Origin of the sequence: Hwanghaeella sp., from assembly GCF_965227365.1 — a bacterium.
Classification (GTDB): domain Bacteria; phylum Pseudomonadota; class Alphaproteobacteria; order UBA8366; family Aestuariispiraceae; genus Hwanghaeella.
This window is the reverse complement of sequence record NZ_OZ245754.1, coordinates 2,131,993-2,155,027: the sequence shown is the minus strand read 5'-3', so window position 1 is coordinate 2,155,027 and position 23,035 is coordinate 2,131,993. Positions and strand designations below refer to the sequence as shown.

Here is a 23,035-nt window from a genome sequence, read left to right as displayed (position 1 = left end):
CCGACAGTTTTGCCTGTTCTTCAATCAGCGCCGAAGCATTGCCTAAATTTTGGGCAATTGGCAACTACTACTTTGTTCCTGAATAATACTAGTGGGCACTAGGGCACAGCATCAACCGACCAGAACATCGGTGATGAACTTGACCCCTGGATAACCGAGCGCCAATAGCAGTTGGATCGCCAGCACCACCTGAACGGCACGCCTCCCACGCCATCCCAACCATGTATGAGCCGCAAGCAGGAAGAGGACCAGGAAGAACGCGATCAGCGTCAGCAGACTTTTATGATCGACAGGCAATAGGGTGCCATGGGTTTCGAACGACGTCGCCATGCCGGTTGCCACCACAGCCGCCAAAAACACCGCGCAGCCCTGCAGCAGACGAAACTGAACGGCTTCGGCTTCAAGCATGGGCGGGAGAGAAGAGACGAAACCGGATTGCCGCCGTTTTTTCAGCATCCATTCGCGGATCCAGACAGCCACGCCGGCAATGGCCGCCAGCGTAGCCAGGGCAAAGGAGGTGACCGCGATGATGATATGCAGCCAGAACCACCAGTCCTTCGGGGGAACGCGTTCCACCTCGTTCCAACCGACAGATCCGAAAAGCAAGGCCAGGACACCGAGCGGCACGCAATAAAGCAAGACCAGGGGCCCCAAGGAGGCGATCGTTTTCGAAACGGCCGACAGCACCAGAAACGCGATCAAGGTGACCGTGATGATAACATCGAGGGAGGCGGAGAAATCGATCGCCCAACCATGCCCCATCCGGATATACAGCCAACCGGTCATCGAGACTGCCGACGCGATGGCCAGCAGCCAATACAATGGGGTGCCTGTCCGCCCTTTCATCGACGCGGCGCCGACAGGCAAGAGGCTTGCGATCGCTGCAAGATGAAGCCAGAAGGGTGGGATTGCGAGCATGCATGGCGTATAGCACCCTTCGGCACCCTCTACCATTGGCAAGGCGGACGACCGACGCTTCCGGTGCCCACTAAATTGCCGCAGAGAAACACGGAAGTGGGAAGAAACCGTCGATGCCATCGGAGTCAGCAACGCCAGAAACAAAACCGACGGTCGCCTGCCTCGTGGTCGCGGCAGGCCGCGGTTTGCGTGCCGGCGGGGGACTGCCCAAGCAATACCGTAACATCGCCGGCATACCGATGCTGAAGCGGACGCTTCAAGCAATGGCCTCCATGCCTGAGGTCGACCGGGTAATTCCCGTCATCGGAAAGGAGGATTTGTCGGACTTCGATACGATCATAGGTCTGACAAGCGGCGTGGATGCCCCCGTCTTCGGCGGATCGACAAGACAAGCCTCTGTCCTTAACGGCCTTGAGGCATTAGCGGAAGGCACGTCACCCGACATTGTACTGGTGCATGATGGCGCGCGCCCCTTCGTTACCGTGGATGTGGTCCAGAGGGTCGTTTCCGCCCTCGCCCAAGGCGCTTCGGCGGTCATCCCGGTTGTCCCGGTAACGGATACCGTCAAAAAAATCGCCGATGACGGCCGAACAATACTCGAAACGGTGGAGCGTTCTACTTTGCGCCGGGTTCAGACCCCGCAAGGATTTCGGTTCGACACGATCCTTCAGGCGCATAGGGCCGCCGCGGGACTGGAACTGACCGACGACGCAGCCGTCATCGAACGTGCCGACCTTGCCGTGATTGCCGTCGACGGCGATACGAGAAATTTAAAGATAACGACGGCGGAAGACTTTGTGGAAGCAGAACGAAATATGTTTGAGACTAGGACAGTGCGCACCGGTTTTGGATTCGATGTGCACCGGTTTGAGGCTGGCGATTCCGTTACGCTTTGCGGCGTGAAGATCCCGCACACCGCGCGCCTGGCAGGTCATTCGGATGCGGATGTTGGGCTGCACGCCTTGACCGACGCCATTCTCGGCACGATCACCGCCGGCGATATCGGCGACCATTTCCCACCGAGCGATCCACAATGGAAAGGCGCCGCGTCGGACAAGTTTCTGCATCATGCGGCGGCTCTCGTCGCCGAACACGGCGGACGCATTGAGCATATCGATGTGACGCTGATCTGCGAACGGCCAAAAATCGGCCCGCACAAGACTGCCATGCGCGCGGCAATAGCCCGAATACTCGGGCTCGATCTGGAACGGGTCAGCGTCAAGGCGACAACAACGGAAAAATTGGGCTTTACCGGACGCGGAGAGGGAATTGCCGCACAAGCCGTAGCGACGGTCCGGGTCTAAAGAGATGCGGCCGTCCTTGACCGATCCCGGAGTATTGATCGCGACCTGGTTCGGATCGGGGTATTTGTCGCCGGCGCCGGGAACCTGGGGCACATTGGCCGCCCTGCCCTTCGCCTGGATCATCGCGCAGATCGTTCCGCCAGGCTTTCTCGTCCCGGCCGCCGGCATTCTGTTCGCGGTGGGTGTTTGGGGCGCCAACAGGTTCGACATTCTTACTGCCGGTCACGACGCCAGTGAGATCGTCGTCGACGAGGTCGTCGGCGTTTGGCTGACATTGGGCATAATGGCCCTGCACGCACCCTTGAATTGGAAAGCCTGGATCGCGGCGTTTCTGCTGTTTCGCCTGTTCGACATCATCAAGCCATTTCCGATCAATCTGATCGACCGTCATGTCGGCGGCGGATTCGGGGTGATGCTGGATGATGTCCTGGCCGGTGTTTATGCGGGTATCGCCGGTATACTTGTCATTATGGTTTTGAAAAAACTAGCGCTCGGCTGAGGCCGGGCCGGAGAAGCCGCAATGTTTGATCCCGAATTGACCGTCTTGGCGGAAACCGTCCTCAAGCGTTTTGAGGAAAACGGAAAAATGTTGGTGACCGCCGAATCCTGCACCGGCGGCCTTATTACCGGTGTCCTGACATCGATCCCGGGGTCATCCAGTGTCGTCGAGCGCGGCTTCGTCACCTATACAAATGAAGCAAAAATGGAAATGCTCGGCGTTTCCCCCGCCTTGTTTCCAGACGTCGGCGCGGTAAGCAACGCGGTCGCCTGTGAAATGGCCTCCGGTGCGATAACCCACTCCCGTGCGGATATCGCGGTGGCCGTCACCGGCGTCGCAGGCCCGGGCCAGTCGGAACGAAAGCCAGCCGGCCTCGTTTATATCGGGATCTGCAATCGGGGGGGCGAGCCTTCGGCCCACGAATATCTATTCAGCGGCGACCGAAACGGCGTGCGTCGCCAAGCAGTCATCGAAGCCTTAACGCTCGCCACAAAGGCGGCCCTCGGCGACTAGTCCAAAAAGTCAGGCAGGAGCCGCATCGTAGAGCGCCATCAAGTCCCTGAAGGGATGCCCCTCCCTTTCCGCGTATCGTTTCAAATGGGCGTCCCAATCATTGAACAATGAGAAGAACGGCCGGGGATTGTCGAAAGGCCGGACGGGATAAGCGTGCAGCAACTGAATGGCTTCGTCCAAACTCAGCGCAGTCGTGTCTTCGGTTGTCCTGTCGATGTAAAAAAGACGATCGGGTAAACGGATTGTCGCCGCCAATAGAATCCCAGCAACTTCAGCCAATCGTGGACTCGTCGCCGTGGTGAACTCGACCTGATCAAACAACAACGATCGCCCGCTGCCACTGACAAGGAAGCAGACCCGCGCATTCTGTTGAACATTCTCCACCGCGCCGCCGGAGCGGACATAGGCCGTCATTTGTTCAACTTTCATCAGAGATTTCTGCGATAAACACTCCAAAACACGCTGACTTCCGAAATACGTGTCCAATGCGTTCGGTCGTGCGTATTTGATCAGGGATACGGTTTCATGGATCCCGTCTTCCTCAACTTCGACACCAGCAGTTTTTAATGCACGTTCAATGGCTTGCAGCGTGCTGCTGCGGGGATCACCGACACCGCGTTCGATATTGTTCAATGTTGCGAGCGAGACTCCGGATGCTTTCGCCAACTCACTTTGCTTGACGTTGAGAAGCGCCCTGCCGGCGCGGATCTGGGCAGCGCTGATCATGATCGATCCAAGTGTATGGCCCAGTGTAAAGAGCCAAGATTGGGGCCTATGTAGCAAATTCTAGGCATGACACCTAGTGTTTTAGGTCCGGATTGTTTTTGTTTTGAAATCGAAATAGAAGCCTAGTGTCCCGAGTTTCCGGGGTGCACAATATGTTGATGTGGGATTTTGGTCGGTCACGCGGGGAGCAGATCAAACTGCAAATGCAGTTTTATTGCATCCCGATTTCTTTGGTATTCGGGTATAACGCATCTGCCCGATGTTCAAAGGCCACAACCATCTTTCGAACGGCTTCCGTAAAAACCATCCCTATCAATTTTTCCAGGATTTTGGACCGGAACTCAAACTCCACATAAAAATCGACTACAGCGCCTTGATCGGAAGGTTCAAACTTCCACTGATTATGAAGATACTTGAATGGTCCCTTTTCATATTCGACTTGAATACGATGATTGGGTCTATCCAGATGGACTCGACTGGTAAACCGCTCCGTTATCCCTTTAAAACCAATCACCAAATCTGCCACGAGCAAGGTTTCGGATCGTTGGCGTACCCTCACCCCCGTGCACCAGGGCAGAAATTCGGGATACCTGTCCACATCCGCGACAAGATCAAACAATTGCTCAGGGGTGTGAGGCAGAGGACGACGTTCAGCGTGGCGGGGCATGACTAACCGTTACTATGACGAGTCGCCGGCATGGACAGCGGAATTCATACCGCCTATTCAGCCGCCGCCAATTTGGCTTGCCGAGCAGCGCGCAACTGCCGGAAGTCATCCCCGGCATGATAGGACGAGCGCGTGAGCGGAGAACTGGAGACCAGCAGGAAACCTTTCCCACGAGCCATCTTTGCATAACCTTCAAATTCTTCCGGCGTTACAAACCGATCAATTGCCGCATGCTTGGGTGTCGGCTGCAGATATTGGCCGATGGTCAAGAAATCAACATCCGCGGCGCGTAGATCATCCATGACCTGGCCGACTTCTTCCCGAGTTTCACCGAGACCGACCATGATGCCGGATTTGGTGAACATAGCCGGGTCCAGTTCCTTGACCCGTTGCAACAGGGAAAGCGAGGTGAAATAGCGCGCACCGGGGCGTATGGTCGGATAAAGGCGGGGTACGGTCTCCAGGTTATGATTGAAGACGTCCGGTTTAGCCGCGACGACCGTGTTCAGGACACCTGTCTTTCCTTTGAAATCGGGCGTCAGAATTTCAACTGTGGTGCTTGGCGTCTTTTCGTGGATCGCTGTAATCACCTGTGCGAAATGATCCGCCCCGCCATCTTCCAAGTCATCGCGGTCGACCGAAGTGATGACCACGTGCTCCAGACCCAATTCCGCTACCGCGGCCGCGACATTGAAAGGCTCCATCGGGTTCAGCGCATTCGGTTTGCCCGTGGTTACGTTGCAAAATGCGCACGCCCTGGTGCAGATTTCGCCCATGATCATCATGGTCGCGTGTTTCTTGGACCAGCATTCCCCGATATTCGGACAAGCGGCCTCTTCACAAACGGTGTGCAGCTTCTTTTCCCGCACGATTTCCCGTGTTTCGCGGTAATCCTTGCTGGTGGGCGCCTTCACGCGGATCCAGGCGGGTTTCCGCTGAATAGGGTTATCGGGCCGGTTACGCTTCTCCGGATGGCGAAATTTGGGTTCCAAGCTGTTTTCCATCGCTGCGGCTGCTTTCCTTGCGGTTTGGTTCCGCCAAAATCCGCCGTTATCAAGCCTGATTTCTGATCACCAGGCGGGAGAATCCGTGCCCGTTCCGCTTCATCGTCCGGCCGACATGGTCGGCGACGGAATGCAGTTTCTGGGCGTCATGGCCCTGGTTGGAAGGATCTAGCGGAATATCGGTAACGATAACGACAATATGCTCCCAACCCGCCGGAGACCAAGATAGCTCACGTTCGATGCTGATGATATTTGGGTGATCAGTCGACATGGCGGGTTGCAGGTTACCTTCCATTGTTAATATCCACGGCTTCTTTGGATGCGAGCGCCACAATTCCGGCTGTGCCGCCCCGATTTCCTACAAGTAATGGGAAGAAACCTTTCGGAAAAGTGAAAATGGCCCGGTTTCCTGTAGGAATCAGGCGATTGTCACCGCAAAGCCACAATGCCGTGCAGTCCTACATATGGATTACACGTCCAAAGGCATCCAGAACGGATTCATGCAGCATTTCGCTCAGTGTCGGGTGCGGGAATACAGTGTGCATCAGTTCCGCTTCCGTGGTTTCCAGCGTCATGCCGACGGAATACCCCTGGATCAGTTCTGTCACTTCCGCGCCAATCATATGCGCGCCCAGCAATTCACCCGTCTTGGAGTCGAAGACCGTCTTGATCAAACCCTCCGGCTCACCGAGGGCAATCGCCTTCCCGTTCCCAATGAAGTTGAAGCGACCGACCTTGACGTCATGGCCTTTGTCTTTTGCCGCCTGCTCGGTCATACCGACGGACGCGACCTGCGGGTGACAATAGGTACAACCCGGTATGCGACCGGTGTCCAATGGATGGACATCCTTCACACCGGCAATCTTTTCAACGCAGATAACGCCTTCATGTTCGGCCTTGTGGGCAAGCCATGGCGGACCGGCCAGGTCACCGATGGCGTAGATTCCAGGTTCGCCCGTTTCGCACCATTCATTGATTTCGACATGCGTCCGGTCGACTTTGATCTTTGTGCCTTCCAGGCCGATATTCTCGACATTGCCGACAATACCGACGGCACTGATCAGTTTCTCGGCGGTGATCTCCGTGACTTTGCCGCCCTTTTCAACACTGGCGGTGACCGAGTTCGCGCCTTTCTTAAGGCCCTTCACGGTCGCGCCGGTGATGATGTTCATGCCCTGCTTCTTGAAGGCCTTTTCCGCCATTTTGGAGATTTCCGCGTCCTCCACCGGCAGCACCCTGTCCAGCACCTCGACCACGGTCACCTCGGCGCCGAAGGTACGATAGAAGCTGGCGAATTCTATCCCGATCGCGCCCGATCCGACGACAATGAGGGATTTCGGCATCGCCTTCGGCACCATCGCCTCGCGATAGGACCAAACGGTATCACCATCCACTTCCAGACCCGGTAGTTGTCGGGCCCGGGCCCCGGTTGCCAGGATCACATGCTTGGCGGTCAGTTCCGCGAAAGCCTCTCCATCCTTCTCAACGGTGACCTTGCGGGCCCCAGGGGTCCCGCCGGCCAGTTTCCCCCACCCGTCGAAGACCGGAACCTTGTTCTTCTTCAACAGGTGACCGACGCCGCCATTCAACTGCTTGGCGACGCCGCGACTGCGCGCGACGATCTTTTCCAGATCATAACCGGGTTTGCCCGCCGACAGACCATAGGCGTCGGCGTGGGTCATATAATGATAAATCTCCGCGCTACGAAGCAGCGCCTTGGTCGGAATACAGCCCCAATTCAGACAGATCCCACCGAGATGGTTCGCTTCCACGACAGCGGTTTTCAGACCCAATTGAGCGGCCCTGATCGCCGTCACGTACCCGCCCGGGCCGGCACCGATGATCACGACATCGAAGGATTGCTTGTCCATTATGTCCCTCCCCGTTCGGGAATGTTATTGCGCCCGCACGGGCCTCAGAGCATCAGAGCGATCGGATCCTGCAGGATCGCCTTCAATTCCTTCATGAAACCGGCTGCCGCGGCCCCGTCGATGCAACGATGGTCGACCGCCAGGCTCAAAGTCATGACAGTTGCAATCGCAAGCGCGCCGTCCTTGACGACCGCCCGCTGCTCACCGGCACCGACAGAGAGGATCCCTCCCTGCGGCGAGTTGATGATGGAATTGAAGCTCTTCACCCCGAACATGCCGAGATTGGAGATGGAGAACGTACCGCCTTGATACTCCTCCGGCTTCAGCTTGCCTTCGCGCGCCTTGCCGGCAAGTTCCTTGGCTTCCTTGGAAATCGTGGCAAGTCCCTTGGCGGCGCAATCCTTGATGATCGGCGTAATCAGGCCGCCATCAATGGCGACCGCCATGGCCATATCGACCTGGGCAAATTTCAGAACCGCCGTATCGGTATAGGCGACATTGCAATCCGGCACCCGTGTCAGCGCCAAGGCCGTCGCCTTGATGACCATGTCATTGACGGAAATCTTGTAGTCAGCGCCTTCCCGGTCGTTCAATTGCTTGCGCAGTGCCAGAAGAGAATCGATTTCGACATCCGCAAGGACATTGAAATGCGGCACGTCGCGCGCCGATTCCGTGAGCCTTTTCGCAATGGTCTTGCGCATGTTCGTGTTCGGCACGGCCTCGTGCGGCGGTAACATCTGAAAGATCGGGTCGTCGGCGGAAAGCACGGGCGGCGCACCGGCTGCCGGTGTTTTCGGTGCCGCTTTCGGCGTTTCCGCGGCCGGAGCGGCCGCCGGTTTCGTTCCGCCGGACGCAATCGCGGCCTCGACATCCGCCTTGACCACACGGCCATGCGGCCCGGTGCCGGAAACAGCTGCAAGGTCGACCCCCGCATCCGCGGCGATCCGTTTCGCCAATGGGCTGGCAAATACGCGGGACCCGGAAGAAGCCGGTGCAGCGGCTGGCGCCGGTGCTGTCGAAGCTGCTGGCGACGCGGCAGCGGCGGGCGAGGCCTGCTCCTTAGAGGGTTCGGGCGCGGCCGGGGCAGGTGCCGGGGCACCGCCACCACCGGATTTCGCGGCTTCCGCGGGGTCTTCGCCTTCCTCCGCCAGAATGGCGATGGCTGTATTCACGGCAACGCCTTCACTGCCTTCCTCAATCAGGATCTTTGCGATGACGCCCTCGTCGACCGCCTCGACTTCCATCGTTGCCTTGTCGGTCTCGATTTCCGCAATGACATCGCCGGAGGAGACCTCGTCCCCTTCCTTGACGTGCCATTTGGCCAGAGTTCCTTCCGTCATCGTCGGCGACAAGGCCGGCATCAGGATGTCGATCGGCATGCTCTTCTTCTCCCCTGCCGCACCGCTTCCGGCGCGGCGTTATTGGTTCGGTCCATTATGCGCGGTAACAAACGGCCTTGGCCGCCTGAACGACGTCTTCCACTTGGGGCAGGGCCAACTTTTCGAGATTGGCGGCATAAGGCATCGGGATATCCTTGCCCGTCACCCGCGTGACCGGCGCATCAAGCCAGTCGAAAGCCTGTTCCATCATCTGTATCGCCAATTCCGCGCCGATACCGGCGAAGGGCCAGCCTTCCTCGCAACTGACGAGGCGGTTGGTCTTCTTGACCGAATTGACGATCGTCTCGGTGTCCAGCGGACGCAGACTTCTAAGGTCGATGACTTCCGCGCTGATTCCTTCTTCGGCCAGTGCATCCGCCGCTTTCAGCGCGTGGCCGACCATGATCGAGAATGCCGTGATGGTAACATCCGTTCCCGAGCGCACGATCTTCGCCTTGCCGATCGGCACGGTCCAGTCGTCGGAATCCGGAACCTCGAAACTTTGCCCGTAGAGCAGTTCGTTTTCCAGGAAAACAACCGGGTTCGGGTCGCGTATCGCGGATTTAAGCAGCCCCTTGGCGTCTGCCGCGCTGTAGGGAGAGACGACCTTCAAACCAGGGCAATGCGCATACCAACTGGCATAGCATTGGCTGTGCTGCGCCGCGACGCGCGATGCCGCACCGTTAGGCCCCCGGAACACGACGGGGCAGCCCATCTGACCGCCCGACATATAGAGCGTCTTGGCCGCCGAGTTGATGATATGATCGATCGCCTGCATGGCGAAGTTGAACGTCATGAACTCGATAACCGGCTTCAACCCCATGAAGGCCGCGCCGACACCAAGACCCGCAAAACCGTGTTCGGTAATCGGCGTATCGACCACGCGCCGGTCGCCGAATTCATCCAACAATCCCTGGGTGACCTTATAAGCCCCCTGATATTGCGCCACTTCTTCGCCCATGACGAAGATTTCGTCATCCTTGCGCATCTCTTCCGCCATTGCGTCACGCAAGGCCTCACGCACCGTCAGCGTCACCGTCGGACCAGTCCATTCCGGTTCGGCCTCGACACTTGCCGCAGGTGCCGGGGCGGCTGCAGGCGCTGCGGCCTCGGGCGCGGGCGTCTCAGCGGCCGGCGCGGGTGCCGGTGCCGGTGCAGCATCAGCATCCATGTCCGACGCGTCTTCACCTTCTTCCAGCAGAATGGCGATCGGCGTATTCACCGCGACCCCTTCACTGCCTTCATCGACAAGCAGTTTGCCGATCGTACCTTCATCGACGGCTTCGACCTCCATGGTCGCCTTGTCCGTCTCGATTTCCGCGATGACGTCGCCGGAGGAAACCGTGTCCCCTTCCTTGACGAGCCATTTCGCGAGATTGCCTTCGGTCATGGTCGGCGACAGCGCCGGCATGAGGACCTGAATGGGCATGTGAATTCTCCCTACCCCGATATCGTTCTTCAATCGCCGGCCCGTGTGTTTGTACCGGGCGGCGGGGCGTTAGGCTTCGACCAGGATGTCGGTCCACATTTCGGACGGATCCGGCTCCGGACTTTCCTGTGCGAAATCGGCACTATCCGCGACGATCGCCTTGATCTCCTTGTCGACCGCCTTGAGATCCTCCTCTGTGGCATAGCCGCCGTCGAGCAGCATATTGCGCACGTGATCGATCGGGTCGTGATGCTGACGCATCTCGTTGACCTCGTCCTTACTGCGGTATTTTGCAGGATCCGACATCGAATGGCCGCGATAGCGATAGGTCTTCATCTCCAGGATGTAGGGGCCTTTTCCGGCGCGGCAGTGTTCGATCGCCTCTTCGGCGGCCTCGCGAACCTTCAGGACGTCCATGCCGTCGACCTCGCGCCCCGGAATGCCATGCGCCATGCCGCGGTCCGCCAGCTTCCGACCACTGGCGGAATGACGTTCCGCCGAGGTGCCCATGGCATATTGGTTATTCTCGATCACGTAGATGACCGGCAGTTTCCAAAGAGAGGCCATGTTGAACGCCTCGTAGACCTGCCCCTGGTTCATCGCGCCGTCACCGACATAGGTCAGGCTGACCCGGTCCTCGCCACGATATTTGTAGGCAAAGGCGAGACCGGTCCCAATCGGCACCTGCGCACCGACGATGCCATGCCCGCCGAAGAAGTTCTTTTCCTTGGAAAACATATGCATCGAGCCGCCCTTCCCTTTGGAATAGCCCCCAATGCGTCCGGTCAATTCTGCCATGACGCCGCGCGCGTCCATGCCGGCGGCGAGCATATGCCCGTGATCGCGATAACTGGTAATGACGCCGTCATCATCCTTCGCCACGCCCTGGATCCCAGTGACGACTGCTTCCTGCCCGATATACAAGTGGCAGAAACCGCCGATCAGGCCCATGCCGTAAAGCTGGCCGGCCTTCTCCTCGAATCGACGGATGAGCAACATCATCCGATAGTCTTCTTTCAACTGGTCGATATCGATGTTCGGCTTCTTGCCTGCGGCGGATTTCTTCGCCGCCGCCTTCTTGGCCGTCTTCGCGCCCGTCGGACTCTTCGCCATGACGTTCCTCTCTGATGCCGTATGCCGGCAGCCCTGTTTCCCTTCGCCCGGATCCGCTGACGGAAGACAGAACATCCGGTGACGTCGTTTTAACGCCGAAGAACGTACGGCCCGCTAAGGCCACCGTTCATTAGAAGTAAATGAGTACCGCTTTGCCGTATCGATTTCAAGAAAGGGATGGCAGCACCCGGTCGGACTCATCATAGTCCACTCCAGGCCAAGCGGTGTTAACGTTTTGTTTTAATGAAATAATAATGGAAATAAGGCGGTCATCACCGATCGGTGACTTAATCCTTCTCGGATGGCAAAAACACGACCAAATCATCCGGATGCACCAGATTGAAGGTCTGCCTGGCGCGCTCCTCAAGCATGTCGAGGTCAAGACTATCGTTGCGTAAAAGGTCCGTTCTGCGCTCCAAACGCTCCCTCTCCTGACGCAAAGAATCGAGGGTCGTTTTCGCCCGGCTCACTTCCTGATTGAGACGTCCGAAGGCAAGCAATCCCCGATCACCCTGAACGGTGTGATAAGTGAAATAGCCAAGCACGCATGCCCCGATCACCGGGAACACGACCTGTTTGGACCGTCTGCGCAATTCTTGGATCACTGCCATACTGGCAAACAAACACAGTGGGATTCCAGGGTCAACAGGCAATATTTTCAGGCAGTTAATGCCGTACGCCACAATTGGGCAATATGTGCCCATCCAGGCCGAAACCGGGGCTCGAGCACCGGATCAGCGCCTGAAATCAAGGACATTGCCCTTCCTGTCGCGGCGGGTCCTGTCATGCACCAGGGGCAGGCTGAAGGAAGCGACGGTTCCGCCCCCTTCCCGGGCGGCCAGCGTCACGCCACCGCCGTGCTTCTCCGCCAGTTTGTGCGCCAACGCCAATCCAAGACCTGCCCCATCGTCCTTGCTGGATACAAAACTGTCGACCTCGATCCGCTCGAACGGGCGTAACAGTCTCTCCTCCTCCCCTTCGGGGATTCCGGTCCCGCGATCGAGAACGGCAATCACAACCCGGTCGTCTTGCCCGAGACGGTGACCATCCCCTTCGGTTTCGCTCGCAAACGTTACCTCGACTTTGCCGCCCGCCGGCGAGTGCCGGATCGCATTCACGATCAGGTTCGTCGCGATCTGACGCACGGCGCGCACATCCGCGAGAACGTTCGGATAAAAAGACGAGTCCAAATCCAATGCGACAGTATGCTTGTCCGCTTCAGGCGTCGTCATGCGCAGCGCTTCGTGCAAGACCTCAACAAGGGGAACGGTTTCGAATTTCATCGGCGAACCGCCCGCGTCATGCTTGGCAAAATCCAGAAGGTCATCAACGAGCATCAGCAAATGCGTACCGCTATCGCGGATATAGCCGGAATATTCCCGGTACCGCTCGTTTCCCAAGGCACCGAATAATTGATCCTTCAAAACGTCGGAAAATCCGATAATGGCGTTGAGGGGCGTGCGAAGTTCATGGCTGACATTCGCAAGCAATCGTGACTTTGCGCGGTTCGCGGCATCGGCTTCGGCCATCGCCGCCTTGTACTGTTCGGCCAGACGCCGGCTTTTCGTATTCTCGGCGACCACCACGCCGGCTAGAAAGACAAGGCCGCACGCCGCAATCCCGATGGAAACATAGAGAAGGTTCAGGAGATTACCCCAATAGGAAACGGTTTGCGGTCCAGAGAGTCTTTGCACCGCGACCGTCACCGCATCCGACAAGGCCAGCACCGCATTTTCCAGGCAAGTTCTGACGATCTTGAGGGACTTTGCGTCGTCCCGTTTCAGATTGGCGAGGACCCTACCGAGGCCCGTGAGTTCCGCCTCCAAGGCCTGTATCCGTTCTTCCAGGCCATCGAAACCGAGCAGGTCCTGCGCGGCCGGACCTTCGCGCAACTCCCGCAACTGGGTCATCAATCCGGCATGGCGGATTTTCAAGGCGTCGAGGTCGACGGCATCGTCGCCTGCAAAATAGCGTTCCGCATAGATCGACAGGCGCTGCGCTTCATTGTTTGCCTGAACCGCATGCCACTGAACTGCCGTCTGATTGCTCAGAAGCTCGTCATGCCGCTGCGTCGCATACAAGCCACCTGCCAGCATCGTGACAAACACCACCAGCAGGACGCCCAAGGCCAAGCGGACCGGCCCGGACGACAATGCGGATCTCGACGAGTGCGCTGCGTCCTTCATGACGCCGGTCCGCCAAGCATCGGCGGCGGCGTACTGCCACTGGTAATCACGGAAAGCCCCCCACCCGTATTTATCCGGATGGGAGGCTATATGATCGAATCGGTTTTGGGAATCATTTTAATGATTCCAAAGAGTTAGACTCTCATTCCGGATAACCCGGAAGTGCTGGCACCTACAGGTTGAACGCCCCTGCGCCCGCGTAATGCGCCGCCGGCCCCAGGTTTTCTTCGATACGGATCAACTGGTTATACTTAGCCAACCGGTCAGAGCGGCTCAGTGAGCCGGTCTTGATCTGGCCACAATTGGTCGCGACAGCGAGGTCGGCAATCGTCGCATCTTCCGTCTCGCCGGACCGGTGTGACATGACGGAGGTCATGCCGGCACGGTGCGCCATTTCGACCGTTTTCAAGGTCTCGGAAAGGCTGCCGATCTGGTTGACCTTGATCAGGATGGAATTCGCGGTGCCCTTCTCGATCCCTTGCGCCAGGCGCTCAGAATTGGTCACGAAAAGATCATCGCCGACCAGTTGCACCGTTCCGCCCAGTTTGTCCGTCAGGGCCTTCCAGCCATCCCAGTCGTCTTCCGCCATACCGTCTTCAATCGATTTGATCGGATAGGCAGCGCACAATTTGGCCAGATAATCGACATGCCCGGCTGCATCGAGGGTCAGCCCCTCACCCTCGAGCACATACTTGCCGTCCTTGAAATACTCGGTCGACGCACAATCGAGCGCCAGGACAATATCATCCCCGAGTTTGTATCCGGCGTCCTCGATTGCACCGGAAATGAAGTCCAGGGCTTCGGTCGCAGACCCAAGCATCGGCGCGAAACCGCCTTCATCGCCGACATTCGTATTGTGCCCGCCCTTCTTCAGGCGGCTTTTCAAAGCCTGGAACACTTCCGAACCGGCACGCACGGCTTCTGCGATGGACGTCGCGGAGACCGGCATGATCATGAATTCCTGGATGTCGATCGGGTTATCGGCATGCTGGCCGCCGTTCACGATGTTCATCATCGGCACCGGCAGGGTCTTGGCAAAGGAACCGCCGACATAGCGGTAAAGCGGCAGATTGGCCGCATCCGCCGCGGCCTTGGCAACCGCGAGCGAGGCGCCGAGGATGGCATTGGCCCCGAGACGTTCCTTGGTCGGCGTGCCGTCCAATTCACACATCAGCGCGTCGATCTGTACTTGTTCTTCGGCTTCCAATCCGGACAACAGATCGAAAATCTCTCCATTCACCGCATCGACGGCCTGCTGGACGCCCTTGCCGTTGTATCGCTCACCGCCGTCGCGCAGTTCGTGTGCCTCGTAAGCACCGGTGGACGCCCCGCTGGGAACCGCCGCACGGCCGAAAGACCCGTCCTCAAGATGCACGTCGACCTCAACGGTCGGGTTGCCGCGGCTGTCCAGGATTTCACGCGCGAAGACATCAACGATGGCGGTCATTGGAAACTCCTCAGGGAAGGGAAAAGTCGGTGGATTTGTGCGGCTTTCACTACGTCGTTTGCGGCATTGTTGCAACGCCGCAAGACATCCGGCGTCGACGGCAGGTCGTCGCCGGGATTATCCATCGAACGGGAATCGATCGAAAGGGCCTATTCCGCCGCCTGATGCAGGGCCGGTTTGGCAACCTGATCGAAGGTTTTCAGGGTGGCCAGCAAGTCGCGCAACTCGTGCAACGGCACCATGTTGGGGCCGTCGGACGGCGCATTATCCGGGTCCTGATGGGTTTCCATGAAGACGGCGGCGACGCCAACCGCGATGGCGGCACGGGCTAGAACCGGCACGAATTCACGCTGACCACCGGTCGAACCGCCCTGCCCGCCGGGTTGTTGGACCGAATGGGTCGCGTCGAAGACAACCGGCTTGCCCGTCTGCTGCGCCATGATCGGCAACGCGCGGAAATCGCTGACCAGCGTGTTGTAGCCGAAGCTCGCGCCGCGTTCGGTGACCAGCACGTTCGGATTGCCGGATTCCACGATCTTCGCGACCACGTTCTTCATGTCCCAAGGCGCCAGGAACTGGCCCTTCTTCACATTCACGACCTTGCCGGTTTCGGCGGCCGCGACCAGCAAGTCGGTCTGGCGGCACAGGAAGGCCGGGATCTGCAGCACATCTACCGTTTCGGCGACCGGCGCGCATTGATCTGCGGCATGGACATCCGTCAACACAGGACAGCCATAGGTCTCCTTAACTTCATTGAAGACATCCATTGCCTTGGCCAAACCGATGCCGCGCCCAGCATTCAGAGACGTCCGGTTCGCCTTGTCATAGGACGACTTGTAAATGAAGGGGATGCTGAGGTCGTCGGTGATCTCCTTGATCGCATGCGACATTTCCATCGCATGGTTGCGGCTTTCCATGGCGCAGGGCCCGGCGATCAGCACGAAAGGCAGATCGTTGCCGAAGGTGACGTTACCGACTGAGACGGTCTGCTGTGCGGCAGTCATGGTCATTTCCTCAGATGTTTGCCGGATCGGTCCGGCACCCGCCTGTTCATATAGGCAGGATTATACCAGACGCGACTGGTCGATGGCGGCCTTGATGAAGCTGGCGAAAAGCGGATGCGGATCGAAAGGCTTCGACTTCAATTCCGGATGGTACTGGACGCCGATGAACCACGGATGGTTCGGGAATTCGACGATCTCCGGCAACTCTCCGTCCGGCGACATCCCGGAAAAGACAAGGCCCGCCTTCTCAAGCCGCTCCATATAGGACGCGTTCACCTCATAACGATGGCGATGACGTTCCTGAATTTCCAGGGCGTCGCCATAGATTTGCGAAACACGGCTTCCGGGACGCAACGCGGCCGTATAGGCGCCCAGCCGCATAGTGCCGCCCATATTGCCGTCGATGCCGCGCTTTTCGAGTTGGTTGCCCTTCATCCATTCGGTCAGCAAACCGACGACGGGTTCATCGGTCGGGCCAAATTCTGTAGAGCTTGCCTTTTCAATCCCGGCCAGGTTCCGGGCCGCCTCGATCACCGCCATCTGCATCCCGAAACAGATGCCGAAATAGGGTACCTCGCGTTCGCGCGCGAACTGTACCGCCTCGATCTTGCCTTCGGCGCCGCGTTCACCGAAGCCGCCCGGCACCAGAATGCCGTGAACCCCTTCCAGATACGGTATCGGGTCTTCCTTCTCGAAGATTTCCGACTCAATCCACTTCAGGTTCACGCGCACATTGTTGGCGATCCCGCCATGGGTCAGCGCTTCGTTCAGCGATTTGTACGCGTCGATCAGCACCGTGTACTTGCCGACGACGGCGATGGTCACTTCGCCCTCTGGCCCGCGTACGCGCTCGACAATGTCCGTCCAACGGGCCAGGTCGACTTCACCTTCCTCGTCCTCGCCCAGCATCTCGAAATAGCGCAGGACTTCGTTGTCCAGTCCTTCACGATGATAGGTGTTGGGAACGTCATAGATCGTGTCGACGTCCAGCGCCGAGATCACCCGGCTTTCCTTGACGTTGCAGAACAGCGCGATCTTGCGCTTTTCGTTCTGGGGAATGTCGCGCTCGGCGCGGCACATCAGAATATCCGGCTGGATCCCAACCGACAGCAACTCCTTCACGGAATGCTGTGTCGGCTTCGTCTTCAATTCGCCGGCTGCGCCGATATAGGGCAGCAAGGTGACATGCACGAAGCAGGTCCGTTTGGCCCCCAATTCGTTGCGCAGCTGACGGATGGCTTCCAGGAAAGGCAGGCCTTCGATATCGCCCACCGTTCCGCCGATCTCACAGAGGACGAAATCCTCATCCGTAATGTCGCTAAGCACGAAATCCCGGATTGCGTCCGTGACATGCGGAATCACCTGGACTGTCCCGCCCAGGTAATCGCCTCGCCGTTCCTTGGCGATGACATCCGAATAGATCTGGCCGGTGGTGACGTTGTCGCTCTTGCGCGCGGCGACGCCGGTAAAGCGCTCGTAATGACCGAGATCGAGATCGGTCTCCGCCCCGTCGTCGGTAACGTAGCATTCCCCGTGCTGATAGGGGCTCATCGTCCCGGGATCGACGTTCAGATAGGGATCAAGCTTCCGCAAACGCACCTTATAGCCGCGCGCCTGCAGCAACGCGCCCATGGACGCTGAGGCAAGACCTTTCCCAAGGGAGGAGACCACGCCGCCTGTGATGAATATAAACCGTGCCGACATGGACCTGCACACTAACGAAGTTTGACCGTCCGGCTAACCAAAAAATACCGGCCCAGGCGAATCCGGACGATGGCACTCGCCTGCCGTCGCGGCAAAGCCAAGCCCTGCCGCGCGTTTCAGAAGATTCGACCGCTTAGTCGGAGAGCGGGACGAGGGGTTGGCTGTCAGCCGATGCGGGGGCCTGTTCCTGCGTCTGGGAGGAAGCCGGCGCCGAATCGAGGATCGAACCGCCGCTTCGGCCATGACCGGACATGATCGCCAGCATCAGGCTGGTCGTCATGAAGCAGATGGCCAGAATCGCTGTTGCGCGCGTCAAAGCGTTCGCCGTCCCGCGGGCGCTGAAGATGCCGCCACCGGCACCACCGCCGCCACCACCGCCGCCACCGATACCCAGGGCACCGCCCTCGCTCCGCTGCATCAGAACGACGACAACCAGGCCGATGGCCAGGAACAGGTGAATGACGAGGAGGATCGTTTCCATGATACGCCAGCAATTCTTCTAGAGTTTCGCCCTATCAGGGTTTCGCGCGGCAAATGCCGCCAGCGCGGGTTTCTATAGGAACCGGCCCGGCTTGACCAGCCATCATCACCGGTATTTGCATTTACACGCTGGCCAGACCGAAAAAGCCGCGAGATTAAGCCGCGTCCAATGCTTGCTTACATAAGGGCGTCGGCGGCATCCGCAATGGCAAGGAAATCTTCGGCCTTCAAACTCGCACCACCAATCAAGCCCCCATCCACGTCCGGCTGCGACAGCAATTCTGCGGCATTTCCGGGTTTCATCGAACCTCCATAGAGGATTCGCACACCTTCCCAGTTATCCGGTCCGTATGTCGCCATTCCGTAGGTCCGGATATGATCGTGAACATCCTGGGCCTGCTCGGGCGTCGCGGTGCGGCCTGTTCCGATCGCCCAGACCGGTTCATAGGCAATAACCGTGTTCTGTGGCGTCGCCCCTTCCGGCACGGAACCGTAAATCTGGGTCGAAATCACCGGCAGAGTCTCACCGGCGTCACGCTGCTGCTCGGTCTCGCCGACGCAGATGATGGCGACCAGTCCGGCTGCATGGGCTGCTTCCGCCTTTGCCTTGACTTCTTCATCGCTCTCGCCGTGATAGGCGCGACGTTCCGAATGACCGAGGATCACGTAAGAGCAGCCAAGGTCCTTCAGCATGACCGGGCTGACATCGCCCGTATAGGCGCCTTCGTTCTCATAATGGCTATCCTGACCGCCAACGGCGACCGCGGTGCCTTGAACCGCGTCCGCTACGGATTTGATCAATGTCGCAGGCGGGCAGACCAGAAGCTCCGCCTTGCGCCCGTCGGCCCCAGCCGCGACCGCCTTCGCCAGATCGACGCCGTCCTTAAGAAGACCGTTCATCTTCCAATTTCCGGCAATCAAGAAACGGCGGTCCCGCGCCATAGTCTTTCCCCTTCAGCAGATCGTCAGTGAATAAATTCGGCGTTGCGGCGCCATAGCATGCGCCCCCCAGTTTGACCATACCGGCAGACCGCCGCGGGCAACCCGGTCACGGCTGTAGGATTTTCAAGCAAACACGGTGGCGAGCGCCCTATGAACTCTTACAGAATTGACGGAAAACTTGGCTTGAAGGGGCATAAGCCGCCTTCTATTATCCGCGGCCTTTACGACGGTACGGGTGGTGGACCTTCGCCTAGTTTGCAGTATCTGTTTTCGACAGGACTGCAGATCAAGCGGCAGGGCTTTGCCCGCCAAAACAATCTCGGGAGATTTCGGCATGCTCGCCGCCATGCGGAAGACCGCAAACTCGACCTTTGCCAAGATCTTCATCTTCGGTGTGCTGATTATCAGTTTCGGAGCATGGGGTATCGCCGACTACGTCTCTGGTGGGTCGACCCTCGGCACGACAGCCGCGTATGTCGGGGATGACGAAATCTCCGTCCAGGAACTGTCGCGTGCTTATAACGAGAGCCTGCGCCAGGCCAATCTGGGACAGATCGAGCCTGAAACCGCCCAGGCTCTCGGTCTTGCGAACCGCGCTCTGGACAGCCTGGTCGCACAAAGCCTGGTCGACCAGGAAGCGATCAATCTGGGCCTTGCCGCCCCGGACAGCGCCGTCGTCCGCGCAATCCAAAGCAACCCAAACTTCCGTGGCACCACTGGCCAGTTCGATAGAGCGGTCTATGAGGGATTCCTGCAGTTCTCCGGCCTGACCGAACGGGCCTATGTCGCCGCCATCCGTCAGGAAATTGCCCGGCGCCAACTGCTTGAATCCATGGTGTCGGGCGCCGGCGCGCCGACTTCGCTCTCGAAGCGCCTCTATGCCTGGCGCAACGAAACCCGCAGCGCGACCTATCTGACCATCGAAATCGACGAGACGACCGATGTCGGCCAGCCGTCCGATAGCGAACTCAACACCTATTTCGAAGAGAACAAGGAAGAGTTCCGCCGTCCGGAGCTTCGTGCCGTCAGCTACATCCATTTGGACCCGGCAGAAATCCAAGCCGAGATCGAGGTCAGCGAACAGGAAATCGAAAATTCCTATCAGTCGCGTGTCGCCGAATTCACCGTGCCGGAGCGTCGAACCTTGCGGCAGATGCTTCTGTCTGACGAAGAGACGGCCGTGGCAGCCCTGGAACGAATCCGCGCCGGCGAAGATTTCGCCGATGTCGCTGCCGACGTAACCGGGTCCGGATCCGATGTCATCGACCTTGGTACGATGACACGGGGCCAGTTGCCGGATCCGGCGTTGCAGGAGGCGGCATTCTCCCTAGAAGAAGGGGAGACATCCGAAGCAACGGAAGGCGTCTTCGGATGGTTCCTGGTTCAGGCCACGGACGTTCTGGAAGGCAGTCAACAGAGCCTGGATGAAGTCCGCGATACCATTCGTAACGATATCGCCGCCTCTAAAGCGATCGAAGCGGTGTACAAGCTGTCGACCGACCTGGACGACCAGTTGGGCGGCGGAGCCAGCCTGGAGGAAGCGGCCGAGAATTTGAACTTGACGGTTAACAAACTCGACGCCGTCAGCCAATCCGGCCGCGGCGCGAATGACGACTTGCTGGAACTACCGGAAGCACCGCAATTCCTGGCGACGCTGTACGACACGGAAGCCGGCATGGACAGTCTGTTGGTGGAAACCTCCAGCAACGGTTATTTCGTCCTGCGGACCGACAGCATCATGGAGAGCCAGGTGCCGCCTTTGGATGAAATCCGCGCGGCCGTGGTCGAAGCCTGGGCGACGGAAAAACGCTTCGAGCGCGCCAAGCCGGAGGCGGAAGCCGCGAAGGCGATGCTGGAGGAAGGCCGAACCGTCGAAGCCGTTTCCGAGGAGAAGGGATACAATTGGTCCAGCACGGGCCTGCTGACGCGCGAAGGCGCCGGGTCGGCTCCCCTACCCTCCGTCATCCGCTCGCAGCTTTTCGAAGGCAAGATCGGCGATGTCTTCATGGGCCGGACTTTCGGTGGCTATACCATCGCGGTTCTTGATGTCGTGAACGAGGTCAACATGACCGACGCGGACACGGCCGACGACGTCGACGCCCTTGGACGAGAACTGTCCCGCGGGATCGGCAGCGATCTACTGGCTCAGTTCAGAGACGCGCTTCAGGACGAGTATTCCGTCACCATCAAACAGGACGTTGTGGATCAGGTTTACTTCCCCGGCGGCGTGAACTGATCGCAACCATCCCTTTATCGGACAAGCCCGCGCGGCCAGCACAGCCCTATCGGGCTCAGGATATCGACGAGCCATGCAGATAAGCCCGGAACCTGATGATTTCGCGGAACGCTACGCAGCCGGTATGCCGCAGGTCGTCTGGACCCGTGTGGTCGCGGATCTGGAGACGCCGGTCTCGGCCTATATGAAGCTGGCCGCCGGAAAGCCGAATTCATTCCTGTTGGAATCCGTGGAAGGCGGCGCCATTCGTGGACGTTACTCCTTCATCGGCATCCGTCCAGATCTGATCTGGCGCTGCAACGGTACCAAGGCGGAGATCAACCGCAGGGCGTTGGAAAACGCGGACAGGTTCGAACCGGAAACAGCTTCATCCATCGACTCCCTGCGGGCCTTGCTCGACGAATCCAGGATCGACCTGCCGGAAGAACTGCCGCCAATGGCGGCAGGCCTGTTCGGCTACATGAGTTACGATACGATCCGACTGGTTGAGAATATTCCGGACACAAACCCGGCGGCGACGAATACGCCGGACGGGCTTTACATGCGGCCGACGGTGATGGCGGTCTTCGACACGATCGAGGACATCATCACCATCGTAACGCCGGTCCGGCCCAACCCGGCCGTCAACGCGTTCGATGCCTATGATGCGGCCGTCAGCCGTCTCGACGCGGCCTGCACCGCCCTGGAGCGGTCCGTGCCCCATGGAAGCCGCGCGCGTGCCGGCCTCGACGAAATGCCCGAACCCGTGTCGAACATGTTGCCGGAAGAGTACAAGGCCATGGTCGACAAGGCGAAAGACTACATCCGCGCCGGCGACATCTTCCAGGTCGTATTGAGCCAGCGCTTCGAGACACCGTTCACCCTGGCGCCCTTCGCGCTGTACCGCGCCCTGCGCCGGACCAATCCGTCTCCGTTCCTTTTTTTCCTGGATTTCGGCGGCTTCTCGACTGGCGATTTCTCGATTGTCGGCTCAAGCCCTGAGATTCTAGTCCGGCTGCGCGACGGCAAGGTCACGATCCGGCCGATCGCCGGAACACGGCCCCGGGGCGCGAACAAGGCGGAAGACGAGGCGAATGCAGCCAGCCTGTTGAACGACCCGAAGGAACTGGCGGAGCATCTGATGCTGCTGGACCTTGGCAGAAACGATGTCGGGCGTGTCGCCAAGATCGGCTCCGTGAAGGTTACCGATCGAAATATCGTCGAGTATTACAGCCACGTCATGCATATCGTCTCCAATGTGGAGGGCGATGCGCAGGATGGCATAGACGTGCTGACCGCCCTTATGGCCGGTTTCCCGGCGGGCACGGTATCCGGCGCGCCGAAGGTGCGTGCGATGGAAATCATCGATGAGTTGGAGCCCGAACGACGCGGCATATATGCCGGATGTATCGGCTATTTCGGCGCGGATGGGGCGATGGATACCTGCATCACGCTGCGCACTGCGGTCGTGAAGGACGGCAAGATGTCCGTTCAGGCCGGCGCCGGCATCGTCTTTGACAGCGACCCTGCCTCCGAGCATCAGGAATGCGTCAACAAGGCGAAGGCCTTGATGCGGGCTGCGGAAGAAGCGGTTCGTTTTTCGATCGGTTCGAACTGAAAGTTCGGACCAAGAA

21 protein-coding genes are annotated in these 23,035 nt (G+C 58.8%); 5 read left to right on the top strand and 16 right to left on the bottom strand.

The features are described from left to right. Positions 1-111: 111 nt before the first annotated feature. Complete coding sequence (locus tag ACQK2G_RS09865; protein WP_425404857.1) at positions 112-846, bottom strand: cytochrome C assembly family protein; 735 nt, start codon at positions 844-846, stop codon at positions 112-114. A gap of 185 nt (positions 847-1,031) precedes the next feature. Here ACQK2G_RS09865 and ACQK2G_RS09860 point away from each other — a divergent pair, with 185 nt between their 5' ends. Genes ACQK2G_RS09860 through ACQK2G_RS09850 form a run of 3 tightly spaced genes read left to right on the top strand, consistent with a single transcriptional unit; the run spans position 1,032 to position 3,234 of the window. Then, on the top strand, positions 1,032-2,222 hold the full coding sequence (locus ACQK2G_RS09860; protein WP_425404856.1) for a bifunctional 2-C-methyl-D-erythritol 4-phosphate cytidylyltransferase/2-C-methyl-D-erythritol 2,4-cyclodiphosphate synthase: 1,191 nt from the start codon (positions 1,032-1,034) through the stop codon (positions 2,220-2,222). 16 nt (positions 2,223-2,238) lie between these two features. Continuing rightward, the gene (locus ACQK2G_RS09855; RefSeq protein WP_425404855.1) at positions 2,239-2,721 is read left to right on the top strand and encodes a phosphatidylglycerophosphatase A family protein; all 483 of its coding nucleotides are present in this window, start codon (positions 2,239-2,241) and stop codon (positions 2,719-2,721) included. 21 nt (positions 2,722-2,742) lie between these two features. Next, complete coding sequence (locus tag ACQK2G_RS09850) at positions 2,743-3,234, top strand: CinA family protein (RefSeq protein ID WP_425404854.1); 492 nt, start codon at positions 2,743-2,745, stop codon at positions 3,232-3,234. A gap of 9 nt (positions 3,235-3,243) precedes the next feature. On the opposite strand, the gene ACQK2G_RS09845 is transcribed toward ACQK2G_RS09850, so the two are convergent. The 15 genes from ACQK2G_RS09845 to tpiA all read right to left on the bottom strand — a co-directional run bounded on the left by ACQK2G_RS09845 (position 3,244) and on the right by tpiA (position 19,186). Beyond that, entirely contained in the window at positions 3,244-3,960 is a 717-nt protein-coding gene (locus tag ACQK2G_RS09845; RefSeq protein ID WP_425404853.1) for a helix-turn-helix domain-containing protein, read from the bottom strand. Positions 3,961-4,171: 211 nt separating this feature from the next. Continuing rightward, positions 4,172-4,627, bottom strand: coding sequence for a type II toxin-antitoxin system RatA family toxin (locus tag ACQK2G_RS09840; RefSeq protein WP_425404852.1), 456 nt, complete (start codon positions 4,625-4,627; stop codon positions 4,172-4,174). Positions 4,628-4,680: 53 nt separating this feature from the next. Then, positions 4,681-5,631, bottom strand: coding sequence for a lipoyl synthase (gene lipA / locus ACQK2G_RS09835; protein ID WP_425404851.1), 951 nt, complete (start codon positions 5,629-5,631; stop codon positions 4,681-4,683). Positions 5,632-5,680: 49 nt separating this feature from the next. Then, positions 5,681-5,926, bottom strand: coding sequence for a hypothetical protein (locus ACQK2G_RS09830; protein WP_425404850.1), 246 nt, complete (start codon positions 5,924-5,926; stop codon positions 5,681-5,683). Positions 5,927-6,089: 163 nt separating this feature from the next. Then, the gene (gene lpdA, locus ACQK2G_RS09825) at positions 6,090-7,502 is read right to left on the bottom strand and encodes a dihydrolipoyl dehydrogenase (RefSeq protein ID WP_425404849.1); all 1,413 of its coding nucleotides are present in this window, start codon (positions 7,500-7,502) and stop codon (positions 6,090-6,092) included. 44 nt (positions 7,503-7,546) lie between these two features. Beyond that, entirely contained in the window at positions 7,547-8,881 is a 1,335-nt protein-coding gene (locus tag ACQK2G_RS09820; RefSeq protein ID WP_425404848.1) for a pyruvate dehydrogenase complex dihydrolipoamide acetyltransferase, read from the bottom strand. 55 nt (positions 8,882-8,936) lie between these two features. Further along, positions 8,937-10,310: a pyruvate dehydrogenase complex E1 component subunit beta gene (locus ACQK2G_RS09815; protein WP_425404847.1), complete on the bottom strand. Its 1,374-nt coding sequence runs from the start codon at positions 10,308-10,310 to the stop codon at positions 8,937-8,939. Between the two features lie 69 nt (positions 10,311-10,379). Continuing rightward, positions 10,380-11,423: a pyruvate dehydrogenase (acetyl-transferring) E1 component subunit alpha gene (gene pdhA / locus ACQK2G_RS09810; RefSeq protein WP_425404846.1), complete on the bottom strand. Its 1,044-nt coding sequence runs from the start codon at positions 11,421-11,423 to the stop codon at positions 10,380-10,382. A 287-nt stretch (positions 11,424-11,710) separates the two neighbouring features. After that, positions 11,711-12,127 (bottom strand): FtsB family cell division protein, encoded by a 417-nt coding sequence (locus ACQK2G_RS09805; protein ID WP_425404845.1) that lies wholly within the window; start codon positions 12,125-12,127, stop codon positions 11,711-11,713. Positions 12,128-12,157: 30 nt separating this feature from the next. Further along, positions 12,158-13,609: a sensor histidine kinase gene (locus ACQK2G_RS09800; protein ID WP_425404844.1), complete on the bottom strand. Its 1,452-nt coding sequence runs from the start codon at positions 13,607-13,609 to the stop codon at positions 12,158-12,160. A 172-nt stretch (positions 13,610-13,781) separates the two neighbouring features. Then, on the bottom strand, positions 13,782-15,056 hold the full coding sequence (gene eno / locus ACQK2G_RS09795; RefSeq protein WP_425404843.1) for a phosphopyruvate hydratase: 1,275 nt from the start codon (positions 15,054-15,056) through the stop codon (positions 13,782-13,784). Between the two features lie 149 nt (positions 15,057-15,205). Continuing rightward, positions 15,206-16,060, bottom strand: a complete 855-nt coding sequence (kdsA, locus tag ACQK2G_RS09790) for a 3-deoxy-8-phosphooctulonate synthase (protein WP_425404842.1) — start codon at positions 16,058-16,060, stop codon at positions 15,206-15,208. A gap of 60 nt (positions 16,061-16,120) precedes the next feature. Further along, entirely contained in the window at positions 16,121-17,764 is a 1,644-nt protein-coding gene (locus tag ACQK2G_RS09785) for a CTP synthase (protein WP_425404841.1), read from the bottom strand. 133 nt (positions 17,765-17,897) lie between these two features. Next, complete coding sequence (gene secG, locus ACQK2G_RS09780; RefSeq protein ID WP_425404840.1) at positions 17,898-18,245, bottom strand: preprotein translocase subunit SecG; 348 nt, start codon at positions 18,243-18,245, stop codon at positions 17,898-17,900. 176 nt (positions 18,246-18,421) lie between these two features. Beyond that, positions 18,422-19,186: a triose-phosphate isomerase gene (gene tpiA / locus ACQK2G_RS09775; RefSeq protein WP_425404839.1), complete on the bottom strand. Its 765-nt coding sequence runs from the start codon at positions 19,184-19,186 to the stop codon at positions 18,422-18,424. A 334-nt stretch (positions 19,187-19,520) separates the two neighbouring features. Here tpiA and ACQK2G_RS09770 point away from each other — a divergent pair, with 334 nt between their 5' ends. Both ACQK2G_RS09770 and trpE read left to right on the top strand, forming a co-directional pair. After that, positions 19,521-21,422 carry a SurA N-terminal domain-containing protein gene (locus tag ACQK2G_RS09770; protein WP_425404838.1) on the top strand — a complete coding sequence of 634 codons (1,902 nt, stop codon included), beginning with the start codon at positions 19,521-19,523 and terminating at the stop codon, positions 21,420-21,422. Positions 21,423-21,495: 73 nt separating this feature from the next. Continuing rightward, the gene (gene trpE / locus ACQK2G_RS09765) at positions 21,496-23,019 is read left to right on the top strand and encodes an anthranilate synthase component I (protein ID WP_425404837.1); all 1,524 of its coding nucleotides are present in this window, start codon (positions 21,496-21,498) and stop codon (positions 23,017-23,019) included. Positions 23,020-23,035 lie beyond the last annotated feature (16 nt).